This window comes from Cyclobacterium qasimii M12-11B (assembly GCF_000427295.1).
GTDB lineage: Bacteria > Bacteroidota > Bacteroidia > Cytophagales > Cyclobacteriaceae > Cyclobacterium > Cyclobacterium qasimii.
This window is the reverse complement of the sequence record NZ_ATNM01000118.1, coordinates 1-14,245: the sequence shown is the minus strand read 5'-3', so window position 1 is coordinate 14,245 and position 14,245 is coordinate 1. Positions and strand designations below refer to the sequence as shown.

Here is a 14,245-nt window from a genome sequence, read left to right as displayed (position 1 = left end):
AAGTTAACAGTGTTTTTATCTTGCAATTAACTAATTCTTGTTTTAAAAACAAGCCCAAGAAATTACTTAGCGTTATTTATTGCCTGAAATTTTTCATAGCTGTTCTATCATGTGAAGAGACTCCTTTACTACAGGTGTTATTTTATCGCCTGAATTTAGTTTTTCTGCCAATCTTGCCAACCACCTGCATAATTAAAAACATTTTCAAAACCATTGGCTTCCAATATGGAATAAGCAATGGCAGCCCTGGTGCCTGAAAGGCAATGAACGATGACCGGCTGATCTTTACTTACCTCGTCAAGGTTCTGCTGGAGTTTTCCAACGAATATGTTTTTTGCACCTTCTATATGCCCTTTTTTAAATTCTGAGGCACCTCTAACATCTATTATCTGTGCATTGTGGTTGAAAATTTTGTCCTGAACCTCTTTCTTTTCAATTGGGGTTGAGGTTTTTAAATCACTGTTTACTGCGGTTTTTAATTCATCAGCACTGATGTAACCAAATGCATCATCGAGACCAATTCGCATCAATTTTCTCGACAAGTCCTCCAATTCATTTGACTCAGCAATGAGGGCAAATGGAGTGTCATAATCCATAAAGGAGCCCATCCAAGTAGCGATAGAATTGTTGTTTTCAATGTTCAAACTTCCCTTCAGATAGCCCTTTGCAAAATCTTCAGGAGACCTGGTGTCTATTATTGGCATCTGACCGATAACCTTGTTCATAAACATGTCGATTGACAAGTGCTTGATCTCTGGTACTTCGGTAAGCAGTTTGCGCTCAATTTTATTGAGTTCTTTCATTTTTGCAAAATACCTTGGAGGTTCTGGTTGGTCCTCAAGCAAAGTCTTAGTGAAGGTGGCTTCATCCTCCAACAACTGGAAAGCCCAATTTCTTATTTTTTCATAGCCAATGGTGCTGGATGGAACAGCTCCTAGCGCTTTTCCACATGCTGAACCTGCTCCATGCCCAGGCCAGATTTGAACGAATTCCGGGTTTTTTTGAAATTTTTGAAGTGAATCAAACATCTGTGCGGCACCTATTTCCTGACTGCCTTTTATTCCGGCTGCCTGCTCTAATAAGTCTGGCCTTCCGACATCTCCTACAAAGACGAAATCTCCCGTAAAAACCATGACAGGTGCATCAGTCGCGGCCTTGTCAGTCAAAAGAAAACTTAGGCTCTCAGGCGTATGGCCAGGGGTAGCAATCACGCCAAAATCTAAGTTTCCAAGCATGATGTGGTCTCCGTGAATGATTTTTTTATGTGGAAATTCATACTGCCAATCTTCGCCTCCCATATCAGAAAGGTACATTTCTGCTCCTGTTAATGCTGCCAATTCCCGAGATCCCGATAAAAAATCCGCATGGATATGGGTTTCCATGATTTTGGTAATGGTAAAATTATTTTCTTCAGCAATTTTCAAATAAGTGTCCACATCCCTTTTGGGATCTATTACTGCAGCAATTCCTCCGGCTTGACATCCAATAACATAACTTGCCTGTGCCAAACTTTTATCATATACACGTTCGAAAAACATATTATTTTTGATTTTTGTTGACGTTCAATTTTATTTTTTAAAATTGAAACCTAAATTTTTCAATGAAGCTATTTGGTGCCGAGAATACATTATACTTGGCAAAACATTGCGTTTTAATGTTTCCAAAGTAGGGAGCACCATACGAGCTTCCTGCTTTCCGCTAGATTAGGCTTAAGGAATCCCAAAAGCTTTGTTAAACATAAAGCTAGATTAAAATTGGCATGAATACAGTGACATTAATTACCTAAGTCTGCTTTTTACCATTTTTTTAATTTTTATTCTTTCAATTGGTAATCAAAACGAATGCCTAAGATTAACACGATTGAAATGATCCTCTGGTTTTGATTATTTAAAAAAAACGAATTTCTAAGGGCATTGCTTCACTGATTTTCGGTTGATTTTTGTCATGTTTTATTTTTTTTGCAATGCTTTGCCTTTCTGCGAACTTACAAGCTGTATTTTTTGGTTATAAGCTTGGAGATAACATAATTTATTCAATCTAAATAAAGGCGAAAATCCTTATTTTTACGAGAAAATTATGTTAAAATTGCGCATTGAAATCAAAGATGCAGATAAGTCTTTAAAACCGAATTCCCATGACTGCAGCACGACTGAATAACAATACGGTACACGAAATTGCCAGCATAACCAACTCTAACCTTTTGGTGAGGATGATGGAAATGGGGGTTTTGCCAGGTAAAAAATTAGCTTATTGAAAAAAGCTCCTTTTAATGGCCCTATGGCATTTATAATTGACGGAAATATACTTGCCTTAAGAATAGAGGAGGCTGATCTGATTCATTTGAAAGCAGAATAGGGGATGGAAATAGCAGAAAAATTGGGTACACGAAGAATTGCCATTATTGGTAATCCAAATGTGGGGAAGTCAAGTATTTTTAACCAACTCACAGGCTTAAGTCAAAAAATCGGTAATTATCCTGGAATGACTGTTGATAAAATGGTCGGTTATTTTCAAAGCGGTGAGCAGCGTTTTGAGTTGATAGATTTGCCAGGAACCTATAGCCTCTTACCTAAATCTGAGGATGAAGTTATTGCCCACAAAGTCCTCAACGGTCAAGGAGAAGAAAAACCCGATGCCGCACTAGTGATTTTAGATGCCTGTAACTTGGAAAGAAGCCTTTTGCTTGGTACCCAAGTGATGGATCTAGGGATTCCAATTGCTTTTGTGATCAACATGAAAGACTTGGCAGAAAAAAGGGGCTTAAACATTAAAACATTTGCATTGTACCAGGAATTAGGCGTTCCTTTGGTCATGACCGATGCCCGAAACAATCAGGGGCTAGACACGGTAAAGTCTTTATTTCTTGAAGATAAATTTGTTGTGGGGAAACCTTTTCATGAGCTTGAATTCCCTGAGTTGCTTGGAGAAGTTCAAGAAAAATTTGGTTTTAGCCAGCCCTATCAGGCCTTTCAACAATTGATTTTTGCTTCTTTTGATCCTACCTTATCTGAGGAAAAACGGATGTGGTTGGAAGAACGTGCTTCGGCTTTTCATTTTGATAACCAGGAGCAACAGACAAAAGAAACTACTGATAGGTACCGAAAAATTAAGGAGCTACTTAGTAAATCTGTGCTTTCGGGAACGAATGAGCCAAGAAAATTTCATGGGAAATTGGATGCTATTTTCCTTCATCCTATTTGGGGGTATGTAACCTTTTTTGGTATCATGTTGCTCATTTTTCAGGCAATTTTTGCCTGGGCTGAAGCGCCAATGGATTTTATAGACAGTACTTTTGCTTCATTAAGTAGTTGGGTGGTAGAAACACTGCCTCCAGGAGTTTTTACAGATTTATTGGCCGAAGGGATCATAACAGGTATTGGTGGTGTGGTGATTTTCATTCCCCAAATAGCGCTATTGTTTGGCTTCCTTGCTTTTCTGGAAGATACAGGCTATTTCTCTAGGGTTGTTTTTCTTATGGACCGTATCATGCGTCCATTTGGATTGCATGGAAAAAGTGTGGTGCCTTTGATCTCAGGAATGGCTTGTGCCATACCAGGTATAATGGCCAGTAGAAACATTAGCAACAGCAAAGAACGATTGATAACCATTTTGGTAACCCCTTGGATGAGTTGTTCTGCACGGTTGCCTGTCTACGTTATTTTGATAGGACTGACGGTGCCAGATGAAGCCTGGATGGGGATTAATTTTCAGGCCATTGCACTTTTAGTCATGTACCTATTTGGTACTGTTTTTACATTGCTAGGAGCCTTTGCGCTTAAGTTTATCATTAAAACAAAAGAGAAAAGCTTCTTGATGACGGACTTGCCAATTTACAGAATGCCACGACTGCGAACTGTATTAATGACCATGTTCAATAAATCAAAAATATTTGTTCTTGAAGCAGGAAAAGTGATTTTGGCAATTTCTATAGTTTTGTGGGTATTGGCCAGTTATGGACCATCAGGAAGAATGGAAGCTGTGGAGGCTGAAAAGATAGCCATGTTGGAGAAGGCAACAGACAGTGAAAAAGAAGAAATAATGCATGTTTATGCATCAAAGGAATTGGAGTCATCTTATATAGGAATCTTAGGAAAGTCAATAGAACCAGCCATTCGTCCTTTAGGGTATGACTGGAAAATAGGAATTGCGCTGTTAACTTCCTTTGCAGCCAGAGAGGTTTTTGTGGCCACCGTGGCTACAATATATAGTGTTGGGGAAGAAGTTGAGGATGAATTAACAATCAGACAAAAGCTGGAAAAGCAGGTGCATGCAGATACTGGTGAAAAGGTTTTTGACAGAGCCACAGGGTTTTCCTTGATGGTTTTTTATGCCTTGGCAATGCAGTGTATGAGTACTGTAGCAGTGGTCTACAGGGAAACAAAGAGTTGGAAATGGCCAGTATTACAAACCATTTTCATGACGATTATAGCCTATTTAGGTGCTTTAGCAACTTATCAAATATTCTCTTAAGTTATGTGGCAGGAAGTGTTGGTTTTAGTTTTATTTGTCACCGTTATTGGCGGGTGGATTTACCGTACTTGGTTTCGCAAGTCCGCTAAACCCCAGACCGGTTGCGGTTGTGATAAATGCGGATAAACAGCTTCATAGAAGTTGTTTAATCTAAAAAATTGATGAATAACAAATAAATTCACCAGACATACCCAAATTTGGAGGTATGCCTGGTGAATTATGTAGTTTGATAAAGAAACAATACCGCTGTTTTTATCAGCTAATATTAAAAGATTTTTTATCTTATTTTTTGGAAACTAAGCTTGTGGCTTAGTTCCATCCACCTCCTAGGTTTCGGTACAATTCTATATTTGCTACCAGCATTTGCATTTTGACATCTACCATGTATAGTTCGCTTTCCAGTGCATTGCTTTGGGCGTTGATCACCTCCAGGTAAGTCGCATACCCACTGCTAAATAACAAATAGGATTCCTTCACCGCTTTTCTAGCATTTGTCAGCCGTCTTTCGGCCAACACATATTCCTCTTCCAACTTTTGAATAGTAACCATTCCATTGGATACATCAGATACCGCCTGGATCACTTTCTCTCGGAAGGCAAGTTCAGCAATATCTCTTTCTGAAAGGGATATTTTATACCTCGTTTTTAGCTTCCTATTTTGAAAGATAGGCTGTGTAAGTGAACCTATAAAGACACCAAACAGAGAGCTGGGATTCGTGATATTGGACAGGTTTATCGCGTCGTAACCTAACTGGGCATTTAAGGACAAGGATGGATAGCGCATTGCTTGAGAGACCCCTACCTGAGCATTTGCCTCTACCAAAGCCAATTCGGCCGCATATACATCTGGTCTATTTTTAATAAGCTCTAGCGGTACGCCCACAGCCACTTCACTGAGCAATCTGGTGTCACCTAAACCCGTTTGAACATCAATTGACTCCTTAGGATATTCCCCCAGTAATTCGTTTAGCCTGTTTTTTTGAACTTCAAGCTCACGCTCTATTTGAGGTACTAATGATGCGGAGATTAGTTTTTGGGATTCGGTTTGTGTAATCGCCAAAGAAGAGACTTCGCCGGCCCTGTACTGTAGTTTTACGATACTCAGCGTAGAATCATTTAACCTTAAATTGTATTCAGCAACCTGCTGCTGTTCTTTCAGCATAAGTAATGTATAATAGGAAGTTGCAATCTCAGCGACAACATCCGTTTTTACTGCCTTGGTATAGGCCTCCCTTTGTTGCCATTGGGCTAAATTAGCTTCCTTTAACCGCCTGAATTTTCCCCACAAATCGATTTCCCAACTAGACTGTAGTGCGGCCATATTACTGGCCCTGGTGACATACCATTGGTTGGGTGAATTGGTGTCGCCATAGAAATTGACACTTTCTCTTGTCGAAGAATTTCTTGAATAGCGATCATCCCTCTTTTCAAGTATGGCTGTGAGTTGAGGTAAGAAGTTTGCTTTGGATTGCTTAAAAGATTCATTGGCAATTTCACCTTCCTTTTCAATTTGCTTTAAGTAAAGGTTATTGCGTAGCCCGTCATCGATCAATTGCAACAAGGTCGTGTCTTCGAAAAACACCTTCCATTCCACTTTCCCGATGTTTGTAGTGTCTATTGAAAGACTGTCTGATTCGTCGGAAGAAAAAGACTTGAATGCATCAGGGAGGTTTAAGTTTGGTTGCACATAATTTTCTCCTGATTTACATCCCCACAAGGTCATGATTACTATTAAAATAATCGAATGAGCAGGTAGGGAAGCATATTTTATTTTATTTTTGAATAACATATTTTCAAATTTTAAGCTTCGACAGGATTATTTTTACCTGAGTTTCTTCTGGTTTTTTCATGCAAATACTGGAAAACCATATAGAGGGTAGGGATGATGAAAATACCCAGAATTACCCCGAAGAGCATTCCCCCAGCTGCGCCTATACTTACCGATTTGTTTCCCTGTGCAGATGCTCCGACTGTTCTCATTAAAGGAATCAATCCTGCGATGAATGCAAAGGATGTCATGATGATTGGCCTGATCCGTAGTCGAGCAGCCTCGACAGCAGCATTGAATATACTCATGCCTTGTCTCCTTTTTTGAGTAGCAAATTCAACAATCAAAATTGCATTTTTAGCCAATAACCCTATAAGCATGATAATACTTACCTGTACGTATATATTGTTGTCTATTCCTGCCAGATTAATAGCGACAAATACACCTAAAAGCCCGCACGGTATGGAGAGCAATACCGCAAATGGTAATAGATAACTCTCATATTGGGCTGCCAAAAGGAAGAATACAAACACTATACTTAGAATGAAGATAATGGCTGTCTGAAAGCCTGACTCTTTCTCCTCCAAACTCATTCCTGTCCATTCATAACTATAGTTGGTAGGAAGTTCTGCGGCAATGGCTTCCATGGCATCCAAAGCATCTCCTGAGCTGTAGCCTTCCGCAGGTGTTGCATTGACGGTGATGGAGTTAAATAAATTGTAGCGGTTTACTATTTCCGGTCCATTTACCTCTTCAAGGGTAACCATCGTATTTACAGGTACCATTTCTCCAAGGTTATTTCTCACGAAAATTGCATCTAAAGATTTTTTCTCCGTCCTATATTGAACATCAGCTTGTACAAAGATCCTGTACTGCCGGCCAAATCGGTTAAAGTCACCTGATTGTAACCTCCCAAAATAGGCCTGCACGGATTTCATCATGTCTCGGACACTCACCCCCATGTTTTTTGCCTTTACATAATCAATGTTCATTTGGTACTGAGGGAAATTGGCATTAAACGTGGTAAATGCTTTTTCGATTTCAGGTCTTTCATTTACAGCAGCGATAAATTTATCTGCTTCTTTATTAAAATCGGTAAAACTTTCTCCTACTCGATCCTGGATAATCATCTCCAGACCCGAAAATTCCCCAAAACCTTGAACAGTCGGTCTTGCGAATACATTGATTTCAGCTTCTGGAATATGTGATAAATCCCTAATTAATTCAGAAATTAAAGAATTGATTTCTTGGGTTTCTCCACGTTTATCAATAGGCTTAAGGTTGATGTACCCCATCCCAAAAGAGGGGCTTGGAGCATTTTCCATTACATTAAATCCCGAAATACTATTGACACTTCTTACGGCAGCATGACCCCTAAGAATGGAATCTACCTGATGCATTGGCCCTGAAGTCCTATGCAAAGAGGAGCCAGGAGGCATGGTAAGGGAATAGGTTAGAAAACTATCGTCTTCTGCCGGTATAAATGCACTAGGTGTACTTCTGAACATAATTACCGTAAGTGCCAACAATACGACCAAGGCACTGAGCGGTATCCATTTTTTGTGAAGTAAGTAAGTAACTACTCCTACATATTTATTGGTGAAGGCATCAAATCCTGTTTCAAAAGCAGTGAAAATCCTATGCTTAACACGAGAAAATTTACTAGCTGATTTATCTTCATATTCTTTGGCAGGCTTCAACAATAAAGCACATAAAACAGGGCTTAAGGTCAAGGCATTTAAAGCAGAAATAAGGATCGCAAAAATCAAAGTATAAGCAAACTGCCGGTAGAACAAGCCCACAGGTCCCTCCATAAACCCTACTGGGACGAAAACGGCCGCCATGACGATGGTAATGGAGATAATAGCAGTTGATATTTCCTTCATTGCCTCAATGGTCGCCTTTTTTGCAGGCATTTTATCATGGGTCATCTTGTGGTGAACCGCCTCTACCACCACAATTGCATCATCCACTACAATACCTATGGCGAGCACCAGTGCAAACATCGTAAGGACATTGACTGAGAAGCCGAGCAGTTGTAAGAAGAAAAAGGTACCTATCAACGAAACAGGAATGGCAATGGCAGGAATGATCGTTGATCTTAAATCTTGTAAGAAAATAAAAACGACAATGAACACAAGAATACAAGCCTCAATGATGGTGTGTACTACCTGGTCTATGGATTCGTCTATTTGATTTCTTACAGAGTATGATATCTCATAGGTGATTCCTTCGGGGAAATTTTTGGAAATTCTCTCCATAGCCTCCCGGATTTTCTGATCTATTTCTTTGGCATTTGAATCACTGGTCTGCGTAATATTAATCGTAGCTGCAGCTTTACCATTCACGGTGTTGTCACTACCCACATTCGAAGCACCCAGCTCTACCCTTGCAATGTCTCTTAAATAGAGTATGGAGCCATCTTTGTTGGATTTGATAACAATGTTCTCATACTCTTCAGGAGTACTGAACCGACCTTTGTGTTTGATGATGGTTTCAAAAATCTCATCAGATGTTTCTCCAAATCGACCTGGGGCTGCTTCAAAATTTTGGTCATTGATTTGATTGGTTACATCTTGGGGGACAAGCCCATATAGCGCAAGTTTTTCGGGGTTTAGCCATACCCTCATGGCATAGGTCCTTCTCCCAACGAATGAAGCCTGGGCCACACCCTCTACCCTCAAAAGTTCTCGCTTTACATTGATCCTGGAATAGGATTGAATAAAAGTTTCATCATAAGGAGAATCCTCTTCTGTGGCTAAAATGTTGATCGTCATTATATTGCCACTAAGCCTTTTCACCACAGAGATTCCTTCTTGGATTACTTCTGGAGGAAGTTCGCCGATCTCTCTTGAAATACTATTCTGGACATTGACAGCAGCTATGTCTGGATCAGTACCTGGTTTGAAAAATATATTGATGCTACCTATGCCGGAATTGGTGGCTTTGGAACGAATATAGGTCATGTTCTCTACACCGTTTATTGCCTCCTCTAATGGTAGTAACACTGATTTGGCCACTGTCTCGGCATTTCCTCCCGGATAACTCACGCCAACATTTACACTTGGTGGGGCAATGTCTGGAAATCTGGTTACTGGGAGACGCATCAAACTTATCAGCCCAGCGAGAACTATTAATATTGAAATAACAGAGGCCAAGACAGGCCTGTCGATTATTTTCTTAATCATACATCTAAAAGTTGGTGGTAGTTAATTTTCAATCTATAAAGTGGGAAGCTTAAGGTATAGCCGTCAATTGGTAGCCCTCCACTTTCATCCCATCTTTGATTTTATTTACACCTGATTGGATAATGGTTTCTCCTTCAGAAAGATCGCCCTCTTTCAAAATATAGTTTTGACCCGCTTTGCCTGAAATATTGACCTCTTGTCTTCTTACTGTGCTGTCAGCTTTTAGGATAAAGACAAAGTTTTTGTCCTGAATTTTGGTAATTGATTGTTGAGGAACCATCAATACATTAGGGTGTATTTGTTCCAAAATAATTTTACCTGTGTTACCACTTCTCAGAAGTTTGTCAGGATTGCTAAATTTTGCTCTTAAAGTAATGGCACCAGTGTTCCGGTCTATCTGTCCGGCATCCGCATCAATTATTCCTTCTTCAGAATGAATAGTCCCATCTGCCAAGATCAATTTAACATTGGGGTTTAGTCTACGAGCGGTTGAATCCTCTTTCATTTTTCTGTAAAACAAGTAGTTGGATTCACTCATTGCAAAATAAACATAGACCTCGCTGATTTCTGATAAAGTAGTAATGGGTTCATCGTCTCCTTTAGACAATAAATTCCCTACCCTCATTGGGATTAGGCCAATATAGCCACTTACAGGAGCTTTTATTTGCGTGAACTGCATGTCTATTTGACTAGTGCCTTTCAATGCTTCTGCTTGAGAAAGTGATGCCTTTGCTACGCCATAGTTCGATTGTGCTGTTTTCATTTGCACCTCCGAGATGACTTCATGGTCAATTAGGGGTTGTAGCCTTTCCATTTCAATCTTGGCATTTTCAAGTTTTGCTTTTTCTACCTCTACTGCAGCCTGTGCATTTTTGAGACGCTCTACATAAGGCAAGGCATTAATACTAAATAATAGCTGCCCTTTTTCTACAAAATCTCCTTCATCCACATGGATCTGATCCAATAAGCCCTCAACTTGTGGACGGATCTCAACGTTTACCTTGCCTTCTATCGCTCCCAAGTATTCGAAAGTAGTGACGGCAGAATCTTTCTGAACAGTGGTAACTGGTAATGAAAGTGTTTCTACTTCTACCTGCTCTCCCTTACTGTCGCAAGAATAATTTACCGAAGAAATCATTACAATTATCGGAATCAACAAAATGTTCTCGTTGAATATTGATTTTATTAGTCTCATTATTTATATAAAATTTTATTATTCTTATGGTCTGGTTTTTTAAAATTGACCATTTGAATGATTTGATTTATGACTTAATCAAAAAGTATTCCAATAAAATCTGTGATGAAAGGAGTGAAATTTATTTGACTGGTTCTTAGTCAGTATATTTGTTATTAAACAAAGAAAAAATAGTTTTTAATTATGTTTAATTGCTATTTTTCAAAATTGGCTTCGGAAAATTGGATGATTTCATCAGGGATAAAAAAAGTAAATATTTCACGAATTTATTTTACAAAATGGAGAAAAGGGCTTTTCTCAGCTGGAATTTGCTAATGTCAAGGATCGGTGAGGCCCACTAAATAACCGGTTATTATTGTTGATTTAGGGCCATTATTAGGAATATGTTTTCAAATTCTAAGTTCTTTTAGCAAATAGTGAAGGATAGAGGGGGGGCATAAAAAAAACTCACATAGTATCGCTATGTGAGTTTTTGGGTTTGATAGAGACCATAAGGCCTCTCAGGTGATTTCTTGACCATTGGATGGCAAACAAATAATATTGGGCTTCTAATCGATAGCTTTATATTGACTATCCTGATTGTTGTGACCCTATTGTATTACTTTGAATCCAACAGGAGATACTCAAGAGTCTTGAAAGGCCGAAAATAATGGTGACTAGTTATATTATTTTGTAATAACTTTTATTTCGTTAAACATGAATGGGTTTTCACTTAACCTTAATTCTTTGCCACTTTTTGTGGTGACATCCTTAAGAATAACCTTTTTGGATAAAACATAAGGATACTTTTCCTGGTAAGTAGCATCTGTATTCTTAGAATTGAAGTTGGTGAAAATAGCAGGTCCTTCATAGTCTTCCGGATGGTTGGAATCATCGATTTTAAGGTTTTCTATCGTTATCTTTTCAGGCATATAACTGGTGTAACCGAAATCATGTTGGCCAGAGTAAGAACCGCTAATTAATGCTGGGCTACTTGTATTACCTCCATTTGGTATAAAAACACAGTTGCGGATAATTAACTCTCCTTGCCAGGTACTGCCATAATCAGAGCGGAGGTTGATTATACTTCTTCCACGTAAAGTAGAGTTTTCAACAATCAATGTTCCACTACCAATGGCATTTATGCCCATGTGACCTAAAGTTGAGTTACGAATGGTGGCATTTGCAACGCCTTTGTGTGCATCAAACCTGGAAAATGTACAGTTGTCAAATAAGAGATTCTTACAGTAGTTTGAACCCATTATCCCCCAATATTCTCTGTCATCGATGTCATTTGTTTGGCTACAGTTTATGAAGGAAATATTAAGCGCATTTCCAACCAGTATGTCATAGGTACCCATGGAGACTGGATTTCCAGCCGACCCAATGGTTTTATAAGTTTTGTGTCCGGTAAGTATAGTGTTTTTGACCGTTACATAAGAACAGTTTCTTATACTTAAAAACCCCCCATAAGGAGCGCCATGTTCACCTTCTCCTGTTACCTTATGCTCAAGCCCATCGATAATTACATTAGAGCGGTTTACCAATAGGTTGCGGCTGTAGTAGTTGTATTTCGATTCTTCCTTATTGGCAATTGTGATGAAATGTCCACCAGTGATATTTAGTGTTTCTTCATCTATAGGAAGAGCCATTATTTCCGTGATTTCATCAAAGTCCCAGATAATGGGAGCATCCATGTCTACTTTACCGTTCTTATCAACAATAAAAATATCTGATTGTGCAGAACCATTGTCTTGATTACTGCCATACCGAATGTAGTGCTTCACATTGGAATTGGATACAGTAATCAGGGATGTTCCTGGCAAGGAAGCCTTTATCTTTTTCTGATTTCTTTTAAGTGAAGTTATCCCCTCAAGTTTGAACGGTTTCAGGTTGGAACTAACGGTGAAAACAGCAGCCTTAAGATTGTCAACGTCGGTGTCGTCAATAATAAAAGTAGCTGTTCCGAAATCTGTGTCTGTTTGGATATAGGCTGTTCGGTCTTTTTTTCCGATATAATAACTTGCTCCATCATCTGCTTTTACTTTTAAAGAGTGCTCATTGGCGTAGGCATGCGCTCCGGCGATGGCATCTATATCATCGGACTTTCCATCACCTTTGGCACCAAAGTCACTGTACTTAACCAATTTATTTTCTTTGAATTTGAGGATGTCCTTGGGTGATACATTTATAAGCAATTCCCCTTTTTCATTGCTTTGTACTTGGGTTTTACCCTTGTCGGATGTGATCACAACATTTCCAAGAGGGTCTTTGGTCTCCCCCTGGGATACAAAAACAGAGGTGAATACAAAAAACAAAAGGAGCAAATTTCTCATCATGGGTTCATTTAATGGTAATCAGTTCAATTGATAAACCCGAAATAGGCAATGGGAAAACCATTACTTATTTTGGATCAAATAGTAAGTTTAAATGTGTAACTGTTCCCAAACTGGTGATTTTTATGCAAAAATGCAATAAACATTCCACCAGTGTTTGTCAAAAGTTTAAGGAGTTTGAATATGGAATTTCTTTGTGAACAACATCCTTGTTTTGTTAACGGGCAAAGCCATTGCCAGTCCTTATTACTGCGCACCGTTTAATCTCTTTTAACCCCTTGAGATGTTAGTTTTCTTTAAGACTCCATTTTTTATTTTTATTAATGGTTTTGATTAATTTTTTATTAATGCGTTATGTTCTTTATACCCGCAAGCCTAAAGATCCATTTTAATGATTACCATAAGGCAGGAATAAAGTAATTGGCAATGACCCAAGTTGCTTCATTGCATTGTCGTTTTTCTTGTTTCCCTATCCATTTAAAGGCATTAAAAAGGCCAGGTGAAAATTAAACACCTGGCCTTTTTATTAAATGAATAAATCTTACCTTAATTATAACTGTTTTTCTTTAGAAAGTGATTTCAAAGCTTTAGCAGTGTATTCCAGGGATTTAAGCCTTTTGTCATGGTCAAAGATATTCGTGGTTACCATCACCTCATCCACATCATATTGGTCAATAAAGCTTTCTAAGCCTTTTTGGACTTTTTCGAAACTTCCAATAAAAGCAAACTTCGTCATTTGTTTAATGGCCGCTTCTTCCTGAAGTGACCAAATCTCACTCATGTCTTTCACTGGAGGAGACAAAGGATAGGACCTGCCTCTTACAATACCTAAAGCCATTTGGTAAAATGAAGTGGCCAAATATTCGGCTTCTTCATCCGTATCTGCAACGATAACATTTACACATGCCATTAGAAATGGATGTTTGTTTTGTTGAGATGGTTTGAAATTTTGTTTGTAATAGGTTGATGCCTGGGCAAAATATGCAGGAGCAAAGTGACTTGCGAAAACATAGGGAAGACCCTTTTTTGCAGCCATGAAAGCACTGTCCATGCTTGAACCCAATAAATAAATGGGTATGTTATGCCCTTCAGCAGGATAAGCACGAACAGGGGAATCAATGTTTTCATCAGAGAAAAACATTTGTAACTCTTCCAAATCCTGAGGAAATTCCTGAACCGTCTGCATCCTTCCCCTCCTTAATACGGAAGCAGTTTTTTGATCTGTTCCAGGAGCTCTTCCTAATCCCAGATCTATTCTGCCAGGATAAAGTGAATCAAGTGTTCCGATTTGCTCGGCTACAATCATGGGG

8 protein-coding genes are annotated in these 14,245 nt (G+C 38.9%); 2 read left to right on the top strand and 6 right to left on the bottom strand.

Annotated elements, in window-relative coordinates; genetic code table 11:
- Positions 1-155 precede the first annotated feature (155 nt).
- On the bottom strand, positions 156-1,538 hold the full coding sequence (locus ADICYQ_RS14320) for an MBL fold metallo-hydrolase (protein ID WP_020892797.1): 1,383 nt from the start codon (positions 1,536-1,538) through the stop codon (positions 156-158).
- Positions 1,539-2,250: 712 nt separating this feature from the next.
- On the opposite strand from ADICYQ_RS14320, the gene ADICYQ_RS28730 reads away from it, so the two are divergent.
- Together ADICYQ_RS28730 and feoB are read left to right on the top strand one after the other, a co-directional pair.
- Positions 2,251-2,355 (top strand): ferrous iron transport protein A, encoded by a 105-nt coding sequence (locus ADICYQ_RS28730; protein WP_235114682.1) that lies wholly within the window; start codon positions 2,251-2,253, stop codon positions 2,353-2,355.
- A 3-nt stretch (positions 2,356-2,358) separates the two neighbouring features.
- Positions 2,359-4,470 (top strand): ferrous iron transport protein B, encoded by a 2,112-nt coding sequence (gene feoB, locus ADICYQ_RS14315; RefSeq protein WP_020892795.1) that lies wholly within the window; start codon positions 2,359-2,361, stop codon positions 4,468-4,470.
- 309 nt (positions 4,471-4,779) lie between these two features.
- Here feoB and ADICYQ_RS14310 read toward each other — a convergent pair whose 3' ends face one another.
- The 5 genes from ADICYQ_RS14310 to ADICYQ_RS14285 all read right to left on the bottom strand — a co-directional run.
- Entirely contained in the window at positions 4,780-6,258 is a 1,479-nt protein-coding gene (locus ADICYQ_RS14310) for an efflux transporter outer membrane subunit (RefSeq protein ID WP_020892794.1), read from the bottom strand.
- 11 nt (positions 6,259-6,269) lie between these two features.
- Complete coding sequence (locus tag ADICYQ_RS14305; RefSeq protein ID WP_020892793.1) at positions 6,270-9,425, bottom strand: efflux RND transporter permease subunit; 3,156 nt, start codon at positions 9,423-9,425, stop codon at positions 6,270-6,272.
- Positions 9,426-9,474: 49 nt separating this feature from the next.
- On the bottom strand, positions 9,475-10,620 hold the full coding sequence (locus ADICYQ_RS14300) for an efflux RND transporter periplasmic adaptor subunit (RefSeq protein ID WP_040416402.1): 1,146 nt from the start codon (positions 10,618-10,620) through the stop codon (positions 9,475-9,477).
- A gap of 665 nt (positions 10,621-11,285) precedes the next feature.
- Positions 11,286-12,938 carry a hypothetical protein gene (locus ADICYQ_RS14295; RefSeq protein WP_081652362.1) on the bottom strand — a complete coding sequence of 551 codons (1,653 nt, stop codon included), beginning with the start codon at positions 12,936-12,938 and terminating at the stop codon, positions 11,286-11,288.
- 547 nt (positions 12,939-13,485) lie between these two features.
- Positions 13,486-14,245: LLM class flavin-dependent oxidoreductase (locus tag ADICYQ_RS14285; RefSeq protein ID WP_040416400.1), on the bottom strand; the 760-nt coding region annotated here is incomplete at its 5' end.

Coding starts and splice junctions, on each gene's coding strand:
- ADICYQ_RS14310 (WP_020892794.1), bottom strand. CDS start 6,258: ATGTTATTCAAAAATAAAATAAAATATGCTTCCCTACCTGCTCATTCG.
- ADICYQ_RS14300 (WP_040416402.1), bottom strand. CDS start 10,620: ATGAGACTAATAAAATCAATATTCAACGAGAACATTTTGTTGATTCCG.
- ADICYQ_RS14305 (WP_020892793.1), bottom strand. CDS start 9,425: ATGATTAAGAAAATAATCGACAGGCCTGTCTTGGCCTCTGTTATTTCA.
- feoB (WP_020892795.1), top strand. CDS start 2,359: ATGGAAATAGCAGAAAAATTGGGTACACGAAGAATTGCCATTATTGGT.
- ADICYQ_RS14320 (WP_020892797.1), bottom strand. CDS start 1,538: ATGTTTTTCGAACGTGTATATGATAAAAGTTTGGCACAGGCAAGTTAT.
- ADICYQ_RS14295 (WP_081652362.1), bottom strand. CDS start 12,938: ATGATGAGAAATTTGCTCCTTTTGTTTTTTGTATTCACCTCTGTTTTT.